Source organism: Mucilaginibacter sp. L196, assembly GCF_009765905.1.
Lineage (GTDB): Bacteria > Bacteroidota > Bacteroidia > Sphingobacteriales > Sphingobacteriaceae > Mucilaginibacter.
Genome location: NZ_LMUO01000019.1, coordinates 979,566 through 995,520, shown reverse-complemented (window position 1 = coordinate 995,520; position 15,955 = coordinate 979,566). Strand labels below are relative to the sequence as shown.

Genomic DNA, 15,955 nt, shown 5'->3' with positions numbered 1-15,955 from the left:
GCTCTTTTATTATAATTATATATAAAACTATTGCTGCACTATTTTCCAGCGCAAGTTATCAATAGCTGCATCAGCGGCTTGTACAAGCAAAGAATTGGTGTCTGTTGATCCGTTATTACTTATTGCTTTGTGGCTATGTTTGTTTATTAACCTGCAATAACCTGTTCCGTCCCATTCCAAATGCCATTTTACGTTTTCAATATTTTCATCGTCAGTTTGGGTAAGCGGACTATTATCCGCTGATACATTGCCAACGCTGAGTAGCTTACCAGTCAATTTGTTTTTGATTTTAAAATAACCCGCGCCATCATATAATATCTGCCAATATTGGCCATCGGCAACTGCATCTGCAGATTGAATAATTTGCGGATTTGTTCCATTTTCGCTACCCAACTCCAATCCGCTAGTCCTATTCTTTAATTTGTACCATTTGCCGGAATCAAACGGAGAAATAGGAATTACCGGTGTAATTGGAGTATGTTCTTTCAGCATCCTGGCTCCCACACCTACCAAACGCAGATAATAATCGCTGGTAGCGCCATCATAAGTAAGGAATGGAGCCTGTACAGGCGGATTATTGTCGATCTTCATGATTTGGGTACCTTCATTTATTTCATCAAACATGGCCACAAATACGCTGTTGATCATCCCTATTTTTGAGGCTGCTACAAATTGCTCCCAAAGATAATTACCGGTACGGCGGGGCACAGCTGGCCCTGCCGGAGGTATTGGAGGCGGCCCAGCTATATGTGTACCTGAATTAAATACAGGCATAAATATTACGTTATTAACTTTACATTTTTCAATATCGCCAGCCCATTCAGAGGTATTTTGTACAGCATAGCCGGTTGCTGGGTCTTTAATCCTGCGGCCTACACTCCAGGGCTGCAAGCCTTGCATCCGCATCAGCATAGCCTGGAATTCCGGTGTGCCCTTTGAACGCCAGGTGTTGTCAACCCCGCCTACAAGGGTAGCCTGGTATTTTCCAGGTGCCAAAAGAAAATCAATTACCGGATTCATGTAATCGGGCTGAGACGCGGGGCGGCTGGGGAAAAACCCCCATATCAGCAGTACAGGCTTGCCATTATGATGCATGTATCGGGGATCGTTGGTAACACCTTCATCAACCATTTTTTTCCACTGGTTTATGATGATATTATAAACATCACTTTTAGACATTCTGGTATCAAAACCACTCATATCCCACATAAATGCCCAGGTACGCCCAGTTGCTGTTGCCGCACGCCTAACGTTATCCATTATAGTAAGTACGGCAGTACTATCGCGCTCCCCTCCGGCACCCGGAAAATGACCACAAAATTCAGATAACCATACGCCATCAATACCATAAGTTTTCATCCACTGGAAATGGCGTAATACAGTTTTAGGGTTTTGCGCACTGTAAAGGTAAGCTTGGCTTCCATTAGGATAAGTGAATCCCGATACAGGATATTTTTCTCCACGTGTTAATTCACTCATATCCGGCCAGGTATCAAAACCCAGTTTTGCCGGGCTTGGAACGGATGAGTTGAATAAGTGTGCCCAGCCCCTGTTTCCGTCATTATCACCAGGGGTGCGAAACCAACCCTGATAACCCGCCATTACCTTATTATTCATGGTGGTAGCATCCACGGTTTGCGCATGAGCACAGCTTACAAAAACACCGGGCGCAAACAGCATCATTACCATTAGTAGTGGTATGAATATGTATTTTTTCATCTTTTTAGGTTGATGTTTAAATATCATCTGGTATATCATATTTCAGTAAATAGTATTCTAAATTTTATTGCGGCCTGTTTGTCTCTAGTTTACCAAAGTTGTAGTTAGGCTTATTCCCCATCACAATTTCGAGTATTCCCCCATTTATAATATCCTCATGGCGGATGTAAGCCTTCTGATATTTTTTTCCGTTTAGCGACATGCTTTGTATGTAAATATTTGCGGCATTATTATTAACCGCGTTTACTGTGAATTTTTTGCCATTGTCGAGGTTAATAGTCGCCCTATCAAATAGCGGACTCCCGATAACATAGGTTTCTGAAGCGGGAAATACCGGATAAAATCCAAGCGATGAAAAAATGTACCAGGCCGACATCTGTCCGCAATCCTCATTACCAATAATACCATCAGGGCTGGCGAGGTAAAAGTCTTTCATGATATATCTGACTTTTTCGGCTGTTTTCCATTGCTGTCCGCTGTAAGCATACAAATATGCAATATGATGGCTGGGCTCATCCCCATGTGCGTACTGACCGATCAAGCCAGTCAGATCAGCCAGGCCATCTTCATCAGTTGACTTAAGTTGAAAAAAATCGTCCAGCTTTTTATTGAATGATTGATCGCCTCCTAACAGGGAGATAAGTCCCGGAACATCCTGCGGCACCAACCACAAATATTGCCAGGCATTGCCTTCGGCATATAAATTATTTTTGCTTTTAAGCGGACTAAAACCTGGTGCCCAACCGCCATCAGATAATCTCCCTTTGAAGAATTGATCAGATGGATCAAAATATAGCTTATAGTTCTCAGCCCGTTTTTTGAAATAATTATAATCAGCTGTTTTGCCCATTCGTTTGGCCATTAAGGCAGTGCTACCATCGCTAACACCATACTCCAGCGCTTTGGAAACAGACCGGCTTTGTTTATCAGCCGGGATAGGTTTAAGATTCTTCACATACATCATACCCAAAGAATCAGACATTGCTGTGCCTTTTACTGCCTGATAGGCTTTATTGACATCGAATCCTTTTATTCCTTTTAAATAAGCCTCGGCGACTACCTGCATGCTGCTGATACCTACCATAGTACCGGTTTCGTTACCCATTAAATGCCATATAGGTAATTTGCCTTGCTGCTGATAGATAGCAAACATGGTATTGATCATATCTCCGGCTCTTTTGGGCTGAATAAGGTCAAACAGCGGATTTTCTGCGCGATAGGTATCCCAAAGTGAAAAAACGGTATAATTATTAAAGGCGGCATGTGGATACACTTTTTTATCAGTCCCCCTATAATCACTGTTATGGTCATTGAACAAGGCCGGGGCGATCATGCTGTGATAGAGCGCGGTATAAAAAATACGCTTATCGGTAAGGCTTTTTGTTTCCACAGAAATCTTCGCCAGTTCCTTATTCCATTTGGCATCAGCTGCACGTACCACCTTTTGAAAATCCCATCCGGGAATTTCAGTATTGATATTAGCCAATGCATTTTCTGAACTCACCGGCGAAATGCCAACTTTTAATTGAAGAGTTGCTGGCGCGTTACCAAAGCTAATTAATCCCTTTATAGCCTCCCCTTTGCCGCTATTGCCTTTCAACAACCTGCTATCATCATATACCATAAATTGAGGTAGTGGCTCAGATGACTTTATAGCGAAAAACAGCCATTGGTTTTTGGCCCACCCTTTTGAAAATCGATAGCCCTCAATGGTATACTTATCTATTTGTTTGATATAGGTATCGGTACTTTTATCGTTTATTCCTTCTTTCAGATCAATTATAACATGAGCTTCTTTTCCTGTCGGGAAGTGATATTGATGAAAGCCCACTCTTTCAGTGGCTGTTAGTTCTACATTGATACCTGAAGCATCTAATTTAACGGCATAATAGCCGGGCCGAACATGCTCGTTTTTGTGTGAATAGTGAGATGCATAACCACTGCCGGGGATTTTCTCCTGCCCTTTATCTGTTTTAACCGGGCCAGTGTAAGGCATAATCAGTATGTCTGAAAGATCGCCAATGCCAGTGCCGCTTAAATGTGTATGGGAAAAGCCTATTAATACACTATCGCCATAATTATAACCGGAACACCAGTCCCAGCCTTTATAAAAGTTTTCCGGCCCTAACTGAACAGCTCCGAAAGGAACGCTAGCCCCGACAAATACGTGCCCGTGGCCACCGGCACCAATATAAGGATCAACATAAGAGGTTAAATGCTGATTATTGCGATTTTGCGCATTAACTGTATAATTGATACTCAACAAAAGAGTAAAAATAACAGCTAAGCTAAGACGGGTTTGATTCCTGTAATAAAGGCTCATATTTAATTAAAAACTGGTTATATGTTGATTGCTTGGTTAAACAATAAAACAAAACACGTTTTTAATATTAAAAAAAGTATAATAAAGTATTAACAGAGTTAATGAATCAGATAAAATCCATCGCGTATCATATTCTTTACATTTCATCTTATCTGCTAGCCAACAAAATTTCACATTTAGTCAAGCTGAACTAAAACAATTCAAATAACAGTCAAATGACGGGAGCAAATAAGCGATTCTAAGTAAATGATATACTGAATTGATGATAGGTATTTTATTAAAACTGATTGCATTCTTAATTATTTACAAGAAATACAATAAGTATTAGTAAATCCTCTGGGAATACTCCCCTTCTTTAGTTATCGATATTATTTTGTCGCGATATAATGGTTTTGAAATAAACTCTTTCACAAAATGGTAACTCAACGCCTCACGTCTTTCAGTAATATCTATTGATGTTGATATAATGTAAACCGAAATAGGTTTGGCCAAACGGGCATAATTTTTTTCCAGAGATTCCAAAACGCCCCAACCATCCATTTCAGGCATCTTGAGGTCAAGGAATATAACATCCGGAAGATTAACCGCATCATCTATATTGGATTTAATGTAATCCCATAAAGGCTTCCCATCATTAAAATATAGCACATGACCAAATACCGCGTTTCTTGCCAAATTTAACCTGATGATCCGCAAATCAAGTTCATTATCGTCTGCAACAAAAAGAGTTTTCATAAATTGTGATATTCGCTCAACAGCGTTTTGGTCATTTAGACGTAATTACGGGCATAGGGTTTAGTTAAGTTATCAAGATATTAACATTCCTGCTGTACTAAGCTGAATATTGGGTTTATTTTAAGAAAATATTTTGACGTTTGCGGGCTTTGTTTCTCCAGCGCGGTTGCCTTAATCAAGGGCCGATACAGTCAATTTAATAATATCATCAAATACAGCCCTGTCGCTTGTAGATTTAGCCGTTACCCGTATTCCTTTCACTGTATTGAAGATAAATCGCGATAACGCTCTCGCATCCTGATTTTTGTTAATCTCTCCGCTATCCTGGCCTTTTCTGATCACTAAATAAAAAGCGTCTTCCATTTGCTGATCGTTTTTGCAAACCAGGTTATTTATTTCTGTATCATGCGGCGCTACTTCAACTTCGGCGTTCACCATAAAACAACCTTTCTGTTGTTTATCGCACAACAATTCATTAGTAACAAATTTTAGTAACTGAATTATGGTTGCTTTTGCTGATCCTGAATTATTTATAATTTCCTGAATTTTACCGGCACCAGAATTTTGATAACTTTCCAATGCTTTTACAAACAAGGTATGCTTATCGGTATAAGTATCATATAAACTCGACCTGCTAATGCCCAAGCCATCCACCAGGTCTTGCATAGACGTACCATTATACCCCTTGTGCCAAAAAATTTGGATCGCTTTGCTCAATACCTCGTTCTCATCAAAATCTTTTGTCCTTGCCATAACCGGGAATAGCCTTGCTAATTAAAGCAAAGCTATTCATTTTAAATTATTTTCTGTTAAACGATGAGGATTACCTCACGCCACCGCTTGCCAACAATATTTCACCTGTTAACCAACGTGAATCTTCAGATGCAAGAAATGCAGCAACATCAGCAATATCATCAGGCTGACCAATACGGCCAAGCGGTGTTGTTTTTACGAGCTCTGTTTCAAAATCACTGCCTATAAAACCTGCAGTATGTGTACCTTCTGTTTCAACCATACCCGGATTAATAGAGTTTACACGTATTTTTTTTCCGCTAAGCTCTTTTGCCAGAACATGAGTAATAGCATCAACTGCACCCTTAGTGGCGGTATAAATGGAGCTTCCTGGAGGCGTGATGTTACTAACAGCTGAACCTATATTGATAATGCTGCCGCCATTTGTATTAAAGTTTTTCACCGCGCCCTGGGTGGTTAACAATAACCCAAGCACATTGGTATTAAATTGAGCGTGAAAGTCCTCAGCATTAATTTCTTCAATAGCGCCAAATTTGTATACACCTGCGTTATTTACAAGTATATCAACCGGGCCAAAGGCTTTTGTAGTTTCATCAAATAAACGGGCGATGTCATCAGCGTTTGATACATTACCTTGTATAGCGATAGCTTTGCCTCCTTCAGCGGTTATTTCGGCAACTACTTGATCTGCGCCTGCTTTTGCCGATGCATAATTTACAACAACGCTTGCCCCTGCTGCTGCAAGCCTTTTTGCAATACCTGCCCCAATCCCTTTTGATGCGCCTGTTATAACGGCTACTTTATTTACTAACTTTTTCATGTTGTGTTTAATTATTTTCTATTTTTGGAATAAACGTTCCGCAAATCTATATTCATTTCGGAACAATCATTCCAATTAAAATAATTATTAGCCAGGGATGACAAAGCGCATCAAAGTCGCACATAATTCAGCTATCAACAATCGAAATTGTTCTTACCTGATCTTTTACCTACCTTCATATTATGATTAATGTAACTCCGGAACTACTTCAATCTTTTGAAGCACTTAAAGAAGTCCCACTGGAACAACTGAAATGGTTGATTGACAATAGCGAGCAACGTATTTTGCCGGATGGTGAATTTCTGTTTCAACCTGGGCAGCCTATTAATGCTACCAATATTTTTATAAGTGGGCGGGTAAGCATGTATATGATGCAAAATAATGAGACCCGGGAAATGGCAGTTTTTGAAGCACAAACCGTTTCCGGTTATTTACCTTTTTCAAGGGCTAAAACAGCCCCGAGTTTTGCTAAAGCAGCAGAAGATACACAACTACTTAGCTTCCCGGCAGCTAAAATGCATGAAATGATTGCTGATCATTTTGAGCTGACACAGGCCCTGGTACATGTTATGGCAAGCCGTATCCGCGACTTTACAGCCTTGCAGCAACAAAGTGAAAAAATGATGGCATTGGGTAAACTATCCGCAGGATTAGCACATGAATTAAACAACCCAGCATCGGCCATAGTACGCGGTGCGGCATCGCTTAAACAACACCTGCTTCACGCGCCTAAAACATTTAAGGATATTATCGAAATGAAAATGACCGCGGATCAGGTCACCATTGTAAACGATATGCTGATAGCCGTTTTGAATGAAAAGGAAAAGCGCATATTAACCTTGATGGAACGCAGCGAACTGGAAGATGAAATGACCGACTGGATGGATGCCCATGAAGTAAATAATGCACAGGAAATTGCGGAAAACTTTGTAGAGTTTGGCCTTAAAGTAAGCGACGCCGAAGCGTTTAAGCAACATATTCCGACCGAATATATTTCGCAGGTAATGAACTGGATCAACAGCAATATGGTAACCGAAAAAATGGTAACCGATATTGAGGAAGCATCACGCCGTATTACTGACCTGGTGGGTTCAGTAAAGAACTTCACCCATATGGATCAAGGGCATGATAAGCAATATGCCGATATACACAGCGGCATACGCAACACCTTAACTATGCTTCACCATAAAATACATAAGAATAATATTGAGGTAGTGGAGCATTTTGATACTACACTACCACCGGTAAAAGCCATGATAGGCGAACTTAACCAGGTTTGGACTAACTTAATGGATAATGCGCTGGATGCCATGGAAGAAACCGGAAAAGGCGTTTTAGAAATTAAAACGTTAAAGGACGGAGCGTTTGTAGAAGTATCAATAATTGATAACGGGCCTGGCATTCCTGAAGACTATCGTTCACAAATATTTGATCCTTTTTTTACGACCAAGGAAATTGGTAAAGGAACCGGACTTGGCCTTGATGTGGTAAGCCGGATTGTAAAACAACATCGTGGTTCTATCAAAGTGCAATCGGTACCTGGCAGAACAGCTTTTATCGTTTGTTTCCCTATTGATGGATAATTTTATACTTACAACAAAAACTAAATGAGTCTCCCTATAATATTTTGTATTGATGATGATGCCCACGTATTGCGGGCGCTTACTCGCGACATGAAAAATAAGTATCGCGATACCTATAGAGTTTTAAGCACTACAATTATACAAGAAGCATTTGATAGCCTGCTTGAATTAAAGAATAAAGGCGAAACAGTTGCCATGTACCTGTCGGATCAACGTATGCCCGAGATGGAGGGCGTGGATTTTTTGGAACAGGCAATAAAATATTACCCAAATGCTAAACGGGTACTGCTTACCGCCTACTCTGATACCGACGCGGCTATTAAAGCTATAAATACAGTTCAATTGGATTATTACCTGGTTAAGCCCTGGGATCCACCAGAAGAGAAGCTTTATCCCGTAATTGATGGTTTACTGGATGACTGGTTAAGCACTTATCAGCCTGATTTTAAAGGAATAAAAGTATTGGGGTATCAGTACTCTGGCTTATCGCATGATATAAAAGATTTCCTTGCCGGTAATTTAGTACCATACCAATGGTTTGATGTACAGCTTAAAGAAAAAGCGGAAGAAAAGCTGGCCCTCAATAAGCTAACCCTTAAAGACCTACCTGTGGTGTTTTTTGAAGATGGCTCGCACCTGGTTAAGCCTACTATCGCACAGATAGCTGACAAAATAGGCCTTAACCCGGAGCTTAAAAATGACATGTATGATGTAGTGATTATCGGTGCCGGACCCGCAGGGCTTGCGGCTGGTGTTTATGGCGCATCAGAAGGATTAAAAACCCTGATGATTGAGCGCAGGGCACCCGGCGGACAAGCAGGCACCAGCAGCAGGATAGAAAACTATCTAGGTTTCCCTACGGGCATCAGCGGTTCGGAACTTACCCGGCGTGCTATGACGCAGGCTACACGTTTAGGTACTGAATTTTTATCGCCCCGATCTGTAAATTCTATCTTGCAAAAAGATGGCTACAAAAAAATAATGCTGGAAGATGGTAATTGTATAGATACCCGCAGTATTATTATCACCACCGGCGTTGATTATCGTAGATTGGAAACCAAAGGCATACCAGACTTTGCCGGTGCTGGTGTTTACTACGGAGCAGCGATGACCGAAGCTACTGCCTGCAAAGATAAAGAAGTGTATGTAGTAGGCGGTGGAAATTCAGCCGGGCAGGCAGCCATGTACTTATCTAAATTCGCGAGTAAAGTATATATTATTATACGCAAGGCGGATTTAACAAGCACCATGTCGGCTTACCTTATTGATCAGATCAATGAAACCAGGAACATATTTGTACTTGGCAGAACTGAGATTGTTGAGGCAAAAGGTGATGGGCAATTACAAGAGCTTGTATTATGCAATATCGACACCAAAAAACAACAAACGTGCCCGGCATCAGCGCTATATATATTTATTGGTGCAAAGCCTTTTACTGAGTGGATACAGTTAGATATTATAAAAGATGACAAAGGTTTTTTAGAAACAGGCAGAGATTTGAAAGTATATGAAGGATTTACCAAAATTTGGAAAGAATCCCGCGACCCTTATTTGCTGGAAACAAGCTGTCCCGGTATTTTTGCTGCTGGCGACGTACGCTCAGGTGCTATGAATCGTGTAGCCGCCGCCGTGGGTGAAGGCTCAATGGCTATCAGTTTTGTACATAAATATTTAGCGGAGGTAAAATAATTGAATAGCTATAGGTGGTATTAAAACATCTTTAGTGATTCAATAAATGAGTATCGGTCTAATGTTATTTATGACAGCATTAGACCGATACTTCAATTTGTTTCTTCCTGGTATTGATGATAAGTGCTAAAACCAAACCTGTAAAAACCATCAGCATACTAAACAGAAATATGTACGTCATCCCAAAATGACTGGCAACCGCCCCTACTAATGGCCCAGTTAAACCTAACGAAATATCTAAAAAAAGCCCATAGCCTCCAAGTGCGGCCCCTTTATTTGAACTAGGCACTATTTTAACAGCCTCAACTCCCAAGGCCGGAAACACCAGCGAAAACCCCAATCCGGTAACTCCTGCTCCTATTAATGCTACATGGGGCATATAAGCTAGCCATATTATTAACAAACCTATAGTTTCGAGGGCGATGCAACATATCGCTATTTTCATGCCGCCATATTTGTCTATCGAATTAGCAAATAAAATACGACCAACAATAAACATTGAGCTAAATACAGACAAACATAAAACCGCACTTTGCCAGTGTAAATAAGTATAATACAGTGTAATAAAAGTAGAGATTGTACCAAAGCCTAAGCCGCTTAATGTTAAGCAAATACCATAAGGACTTACTGCTTTTAAAACCTTCAAGAATGATTCGCCCGGTATACCCGCATTTCCTTTCAATGGAGTTTTATTTTTGGCGTAGATAAAGCCTGCTATACCAATAAAAAAGATCAATATTCCGATACTGCCAATACCATAACCGTTATGTAATAAAATGCCTATCGGTGCCCCGGCAGCAAGCGCGCCATAACTGGCTATGCCATTATATGATATTGCTTTAGCTGTATTTTTATCGCCAACGGCCAGTATTGCCCAATTTATGGGGCTTGCGCCAATTAATCCTTCGCCAAAGCCTGTCATTAATCGTGTTATAATTAAAATGATCAGGCTTAATGTTGTATGTGCCCTTAAAGCGTATACTGCAAACAATAAGACACCACTTAAAGTGAAGCCAATCATACCTAAAACAACGGCGGGTTTAGGCCCTTTTTTATCTACAATATTCCCGGCATATCCCCTAAAAAGAAAAGTAGTAACATATTGCAGGCTGATGACTATCCCTGCAATCATGGCATTGTAACCAAGTTGCTGATGGATAAAAACAGGTAATACACCCAGCGCTAAACCAATAGTAAAATAACCTAAAAAGGTAAATGCCACATAGCTTGCTATGTGGACCCCTACCTTTGATGATGAAGTATCTGCAACTGTTTCTGCCTGCATAAAGTTAAATACTACACAAAGCTACTCATATTAGAGATTGCACCATAGTGTAAAATTGACACTTTACTTTGTTTTAACATTAATTAAGCATACCAACTCAACTTATCTATTAATTAAAGAATCACAAATGCGATGGCGACACACCAAAAGCTTTTTTAAAGGCGAATGAGAAATGGGAAAGGTCTTTAAATCCAACCTCCAGGTAAACATCTGACGTGCGTTGACCTCTTTCTTTAATAAGATACCAGGCATCATTCAGCCGTTTTTGTTGTAGCCAGCGATTGGGTGATTGTTTAAAGATACGCTCAAAATCACGTTTAAAGGTTGCCAGGCTACGGCCTGTTAAATAGGCAAAACGACTAAGATCAACATTGAATTTATAATTTTCGTTCATGTAGGCTTCAAGGTCTATTTTACCCGGCTCGCTGAAATCAAATAATACATCCTTTAATTCGGGATTAGTTTGAAGCAATATCATCACAGCCTCTTTTACCTTTAACCCAGTTAAAACTTTATTGCTACTTTCAGCATCATCAAGATATGGCGTTAATGAGTCAATATAATTTTTGAATAGCGCATTGGGTTTGAGGATAAGGGTGTTATCTCCCTTATAGTGCTCATTGGCGTGCAGATCATACTCAGCGCTAATATTTCGTAAAGTTTGTTGGTCGATACGTATCGAAAGAGATTTATACTCACCATTTACCGGTGGATATTTTATGTACTTAGTTAGCTGATTTTTTCTAAAAAAGCGAAAATCGCCTTCCTTAAACAAATATGTTTTACCAGCGATATAGGATTCTGATCCACCGGAAATAACATACCCGAACACGTGTTCGGGTATGAATTGTTCTCCTTCCCTGCTGATATGACTATAGCAGGAATACAATATCTGTTTCGGATCTTTTTCTGTTTCCTTTATCGGCATAATCAAATTTAATTATTTATTGCCTTTAATATTCATAATGGTCTTTCCGGCTTCCGTATCCAGGAAATTGGGTGCTTCATCATGGTCGGTAGATAAACTTACCGGCAGCCATTTCTCCATTTCCTCTTTTCGTTGCTCATCAGCCATTTTTAATATGTTTATCGCTTCGCTACCTAAAACCAAATGTACAGGAGGTTCTGCGCTATCAATTAAATCGATCATTGCTTTAGCGGCTTTATCAGGATCACCCATCGGAACAAATTGCCCGCTTTTGAAAAAATCATAGCGCTTATCTACTGTTTCTTCGTATCCTTCAACTTTAGGCGCATAGCTCATGGATGCTCCGGCCCAATCCGTACGAAAACCACCGGGCTCAACACAGGTTACACGTATACCTAATGAGCTAACTTCCTTCGCTAACGCCTCGCTAAAACCGCCCAAACCAAATTTAGCGGCCTGGTACATGGTTAATCCGGCATTACCAACCCGTCCGCCTACTGAACTTATCTGCAAAATATGCCCTGAGCGTTGTTTACGCATGTAAGGCAATACCGCGCGTGTAATTTCAATTGGCGCATATAAATTGGTTTCTAGCTGGCTGCGTACCTGTTCCTCTGTAAAAGCCTCTGCAGCCCCAATAATACCGAAACCGGCATTGTTTACCAATACATCAATCCTACCAAAATGCTTTACAGCATCTGCTACTGCCTTTTTAACTTCAGTATAATTGGTAACATCAAGTTTAATTGGGTATACCTGGTCTTTATATTTTTCAATCAGATCATTTAATACTTCGGGGTTGCGGGCTGTTGCTGCAACTTTATCGCCGTTAGCTAATACTGCTTCTGTAAGGCTGCGTCCCAATCCGCGGGAACTGCCTGTTATAAACCAAATCTTTTCCATATCCTTTATTTATTTAAAACAAAGGTAGGTTATGTTATAAAGCTAAGGTTTGTTAAAAAGCTCAATTTGCTTTGGTAAAAAGCTCATGAGATATTACTTTTCATCAACCATGGCTGCCATAGCTTGCAGATACCATGCTGCGTGCGGAATCCATTGTTCAGTCCAGCGCCATTCGTTGCCGGCATCTTCGGTTTTATAGTCTATCCCGCTACCATCGCCATTACCTTCTTTGCCAGTGATGCCATTGGATATCCCGCCACGTTCAGACCCATGCCCAAAATTTGAATGCATGTAAGGCACATTATTTTTGCCGAACTTATACATAAAGCATACCTCATAAGGGTTATCACCCAAAATCCAATTGATCTGGTTATAAGCAAACGCCATTAAGGCCTTTCTTGGTTTGATTTGATTTGGAGAATTATAAACCAATCTTGAACCAATTATTGCAGCAGTAGCCAACGAGCTTAACCGGGCATTTTCGCCTTGCCACCACCAGCCGGTTTCATTATCATGCGGTATGAAGAACCCGTTTTTAATGCTGTCCTTATACCTAAACGTTTGCCTTGCGTAGCCAAATGGGTTGCTTATATCATTAGTTACCTTTAGTTCATAATCCAAGGCTGATTTAATAGTTTGCAATGCACTTGACCGATAGACAGGATCTTTCTCTATTGTCAGATACCTGGCGAGAGCGATAATAGGCAAGCCAGCATCAGAGGCATGCCAGTATGGGCGGATACCATCATCAGCAATAAAATAGCCAGCCTTTGATAAACGCATTGCCAGATGATGCGCTCTTTTACGCGCTTCAGTTTTGTAAATACTTTTATTCGTAGCTATCCAAAGCTCAGTAGAAGCCATCAGCGCGCAGTAATCATCAATTATATTTTCTTTATGATTATCGTCGTATTTTGTGTTGTAGATTAGTAAATGCGCGAAAGCACGTTCGGCACCATCCAAATATTGTTTTGAGGTAAAGTCGCCATGCTTTTTCCAGCGGGAAATACGGGCCAATGCAGCTATTGCCATGCCACCACCCTCGCGGAAAGCGCATTGGTACTCATTGGTCGTTACGCTGTTGGCGTGTAAACCTACTATTCTTCGTGCATCAGGGTTTTTATTAAAATAACTAAACACCGTCATATAGAAATAGTCGCTATCTGACAGCGAACGCATCATATAATCAGCACCCCATAAGGCTTCATTTTCTAATGAATCTTTTACGCCCAGTTTCGTTAATAAACCGGGGATAGCCTCGTCAGCGCTGATCATTGACCATGTAACCAACGGCGTTTGCTGCGGCGACATAAAATTGGCATATGCCAGATGTGAAAAATATTTACTTACATCGCCGGAGGCATCGCACCATCCACCATGAACGTCAACTGTTTTATCGCTACCAAAAAGTTTCATTTTTGAATCGGCAGCAAGTTCAGCAGGTGTATTTGCCCGTTGTTTGTGATAATAATGTATTACTGATGGGATAGTGAGTTTAGCTAACTCATTAACGCCGATATTAAATGCATCTGAAGTATATGTTTTACCTGATAGGGTTACGGATAAACGATATTTACCGGCTTGTGTAAAGGCGCTAAAATCAGCTTTGTAAAAATGCTTGCCGGGAGCCCATTCGGTTATTTGCATCTCGCAGCCAAGTTTACCTGTAAAAACTATTTTGTGAGTATTTACTGATACTAAGGCAAAACCTGGGTTATCTGTAAAACTTTCATCGTAACCAATTAATGCAACTTTAGGTGCATCGCTGTTAAAAGCAACCTGGTTAATATAAATTATTGGTTTTGCGTTGGTGACGAATGATAGCAGGCATCCGCATAAAACAAACAATAATTTGATAGACTTAACTTTTGACATATAATTGGTTTAATACCCCCAAATTTAAACACATAAAATGAGATAAGTGCTGACAGTAGTTTGTCAGCACTTAGATATTGTCCTTATAAATGCACTTCTTATTAAACTTTATATTAATAACGTATCAACACGGTGTGCTAACACAATCTGATCGCAGGGCGACCAGGAGAAAATAGTAAAACGACCATCCTGGGATGCCACCAGAGCAAATGCATCATGCTGATCATACACAAACTGGGCCGCTGAGAAATGACGTGTACCGCCATCGCTTGAGGGTGGTATAATTACAGCGGGTGTATTAATGATGGGTTCGGTAACCATTATCTGCCTAACTGTTTCATGTCCGGGCGAACGGGAGATCTTTGCACCAAAGGCCAGCAATTCATGCTTATCGTTAATAATTGTTGCGCCATCTACCGCGGTAAGGCCTCCTATCAATTCAATTTCATCGTTTAGCTTTTCCTGCCAGGCTGATAAATCCTTCTCACTTACTTTTTGTTCCATCAGAACAGACAAAGTATTAAAAGCCGGAGAAACCGGGTATGACATTGGATGAATGATTGATTTGCGCCAGCCTTCATGATCGGATGGGACGATCAACAATGTACCTCCGTGCCCATGTGCCCGCATGGATACCGCAAGCTGTACATGAAGGTTTACAGCATTATTATGCGTAAAGGTATTAGTAAAACCAAGTAATGAATTCAGCATACCCGGGCAATCAGGCATGTTGATGCTATCTTCATCAACAATTTTAACTTCATCGCCTTTTAATACAGCTACGTTAACATATTTACCAAAACCATCAACCCGGCGGTGCTTAACAACCAGCAAACCCGGTTCAACAACTTCCAGCACAAAGCAAAAACCGGGGATAATTTGTGTAGTACCCCATATATATAATTCATTATCATGCTGCCATACGCCGAGGTGGATGCCTGGACGTTCAACGGCGGGAGCAAGTTTTGTTAGAATGTCGGCAGTTAAAGCAAGTGGATATTCAAATATGAGTGGTTGGCTTGTACTCTCAGGAGGAAGAAAGGCCAGCGATATTTTTGGCGAGCGCCCCTCCTCTTTCCGCAAGCTTGCCCAAAAAGCAGTATCTATGATGGACGCTATTACTTGTTTATCCGGTTTTGGGGCAAGGTTTTCTTCGCCACGTAATTGGGCTTGTTGCTGCTGATGTTCAAAATGTGCTTCAATGCCAGCAGAAGCACTAATAGCTGCTTTATAAGTAGGTTGCGGTAAAGATTGTTGAATTTGGCTTTCCATATTTTATAATGGTATAAAATTAGGCCTTATTCGCCTTTATACAATAATAGCTATAAAATATGACGCTGGA

12 protein-coding genes are annotated in these 15,955 nt (G+C 40.6%); 2 read left to right on the top strand and 10 right to left on the bottom strand.

The annotated features are described in order from the left end of the window. Positions 1-27: 27 nt before the first annotated feature. The 5 genes from GSQ74_RS20670 to GSQ74_RS20650 all read right to left on the bottom strand — a co-directional run bounded on the left by GSQ74_RS20670 (position 28) and on the right by GSQ74_RS20650 (position 6,350). Positions 28-1,719, bottom strand: a complete 1,692-nt coding sequence (locus GSQ74_RS20670; RefSeq protein ID WP_158996101.1) for an RICIN domain-containing protein — start codon at positions 1,717-1,719, stop codon at positions 28-30. Between the two features lie 64 nt (positions 1,720-1,783). Beyond that, positions 1,784-4,042 carry a GH92 family glycosyl hydrolase gene (locus GSQ74_RS20665; protein WP_158996100.1) on the bottom strand — a complete coding sequence of 753 codons (2,259 nt, stop codon included), beginning with the start codon at positions 4,040-4,042 and terminating at the stop codon, positions 1,784-1,786. 324 nt (positions 4,043-4,366) lie between these two features. Further along, on the bottom strand, positions 4,367-4,777 hold the full coding sequence (locus GSQ74_RS20660; RefSeq protein ID WP_158996099.1) for a response regulator: 411 nt from the start codon (positions 4,775-4,777) through the stop codon (positions 4,367-4,369). A gap of 171 nt (positions 4,778-4,948) precedes the next feature. Further along, positions 4,949-5,530 carry a TetR/AcrR family transcriptional regulator gene (locus tag GSQ74_RS20655; protein WP_158996098.1) on the bottom strand — a complete coding sequence of 194 codons (582 nt, stop codon included), beginning with the start codon at positions 5,528-5,530 and terminating at the stop codon, positions 4,949-4,951. Positions 5,531-5,600: 70 nt separating this feature from the next. Further along, the gene (locus GSQ74_RS20650; RefSeq protein WP_158996097.1) at positions 5,601-6,350 is read right to left on the bottom strand and encodes a glucose 1-dehydrogenase; all 750 of its coding nucleotides are present in this window, start codon (positions 6,348-6,350) and stop codon (positions 5,601-5,603) included. Between the two features lie 182 nt (positions 6,351-6,532). Here GSQ74_RS20650 and GSQ74_RS20645 point away from each other — a divergent pair, with 182 nt between their 5' ends. Further along, complete coding sequence (locus GSQ74_RS20645) at positions 6,533-7,933, top strand: ATP-binding protein (RefSeq protein WP_158996096.1); 1,401 nt, start codon at positions 6,533-6,535, stop codon at positions 7,931-7,933. A gap of 24 nt (positions 7,934-7,957) precedes the next feature. Next, a complete protein-coding gene (locus GSQ74_RS20640; protein ID WP_158996095.1) occupies positions 7,958-9,622 on the top strand; it encodes an FAD-dependent oxidoreductase in 1,665 nt (554 codons plus the stop codon). Positions 9,623-9,701: 79 nt separating this feature from the next. Here GSQ74_RS20640 and GSQ74_RS20635 read toward each other — a convergent pair whose 3' ends face one another. The 5 genes from GSQ74_RS20635 to GSQ74_RS20615 all read right to left on the bottom strand — a co-directional run bounded on the left by GSQ74_RS20635 (position 9,702) and on the right by GSQ74_RS20615 (position 15,885). After that, the gene (locus GSQ74_RS20635; RefSeq protein WP_158996094.1) at positions 9,702-10,907 is read right to left on the bottom strand and encodes an MFS transporter; all 1,206 of its coding nucleotides are present in this window, start codon (positions 10,905-10,907) and stop codon (positions 9,702-9,704) included. Positions 10,908-11,028: 121 nt separating this feature from the next. Then, the gene (locus GSQ74_RS20630; protein ID WP_158996093.1) at positions 11,029-11,835 is read right to left on the bottom strand and encodes an AraC family transcriptional regulator; all 807 of its coding nucleotides are present in this window, start codon (positions 11,833-11,835) and stop codon (positions 11,029-11,031) included. A gap of 12 nt (positions 11,836-11,847) precedes the next feature. Beyond that, positions 11,848-12,738, bottom strand: a complete 891-nt coding sequence (locus GSQ74_RS20625; protein ID WP_158996092.1) for an oxidoreductase — start codon at positions 12,736-12,738, stop codon at positions 11,848-11,850. Between the two features lie 93 nt (positions 12,739-12,831). After that, entirely contained in the window at positions 12,832-14,613 is a 1,782-nt protein-coding gene (locus GSQ74_RS20620; protein ID WP_158996091.1) for a glycoside hydrolase family 9 protein, read from the bottom strand. 108 nt (positions 14,614-14,721) lie between these two features. Further along, complete coding sequence (locus tag GSQ74_RS20615; protein ID WP_158996090.1) at positions 14,722-15,885, bottom strand: putative sensor domain DACNV-containing protein; 1,164 nt, start codon at positions 15,883-15,885, stop codon at positions 14,722-14,724. Positions 15,886-15,955: the final 70 nt, after the last annotated feature.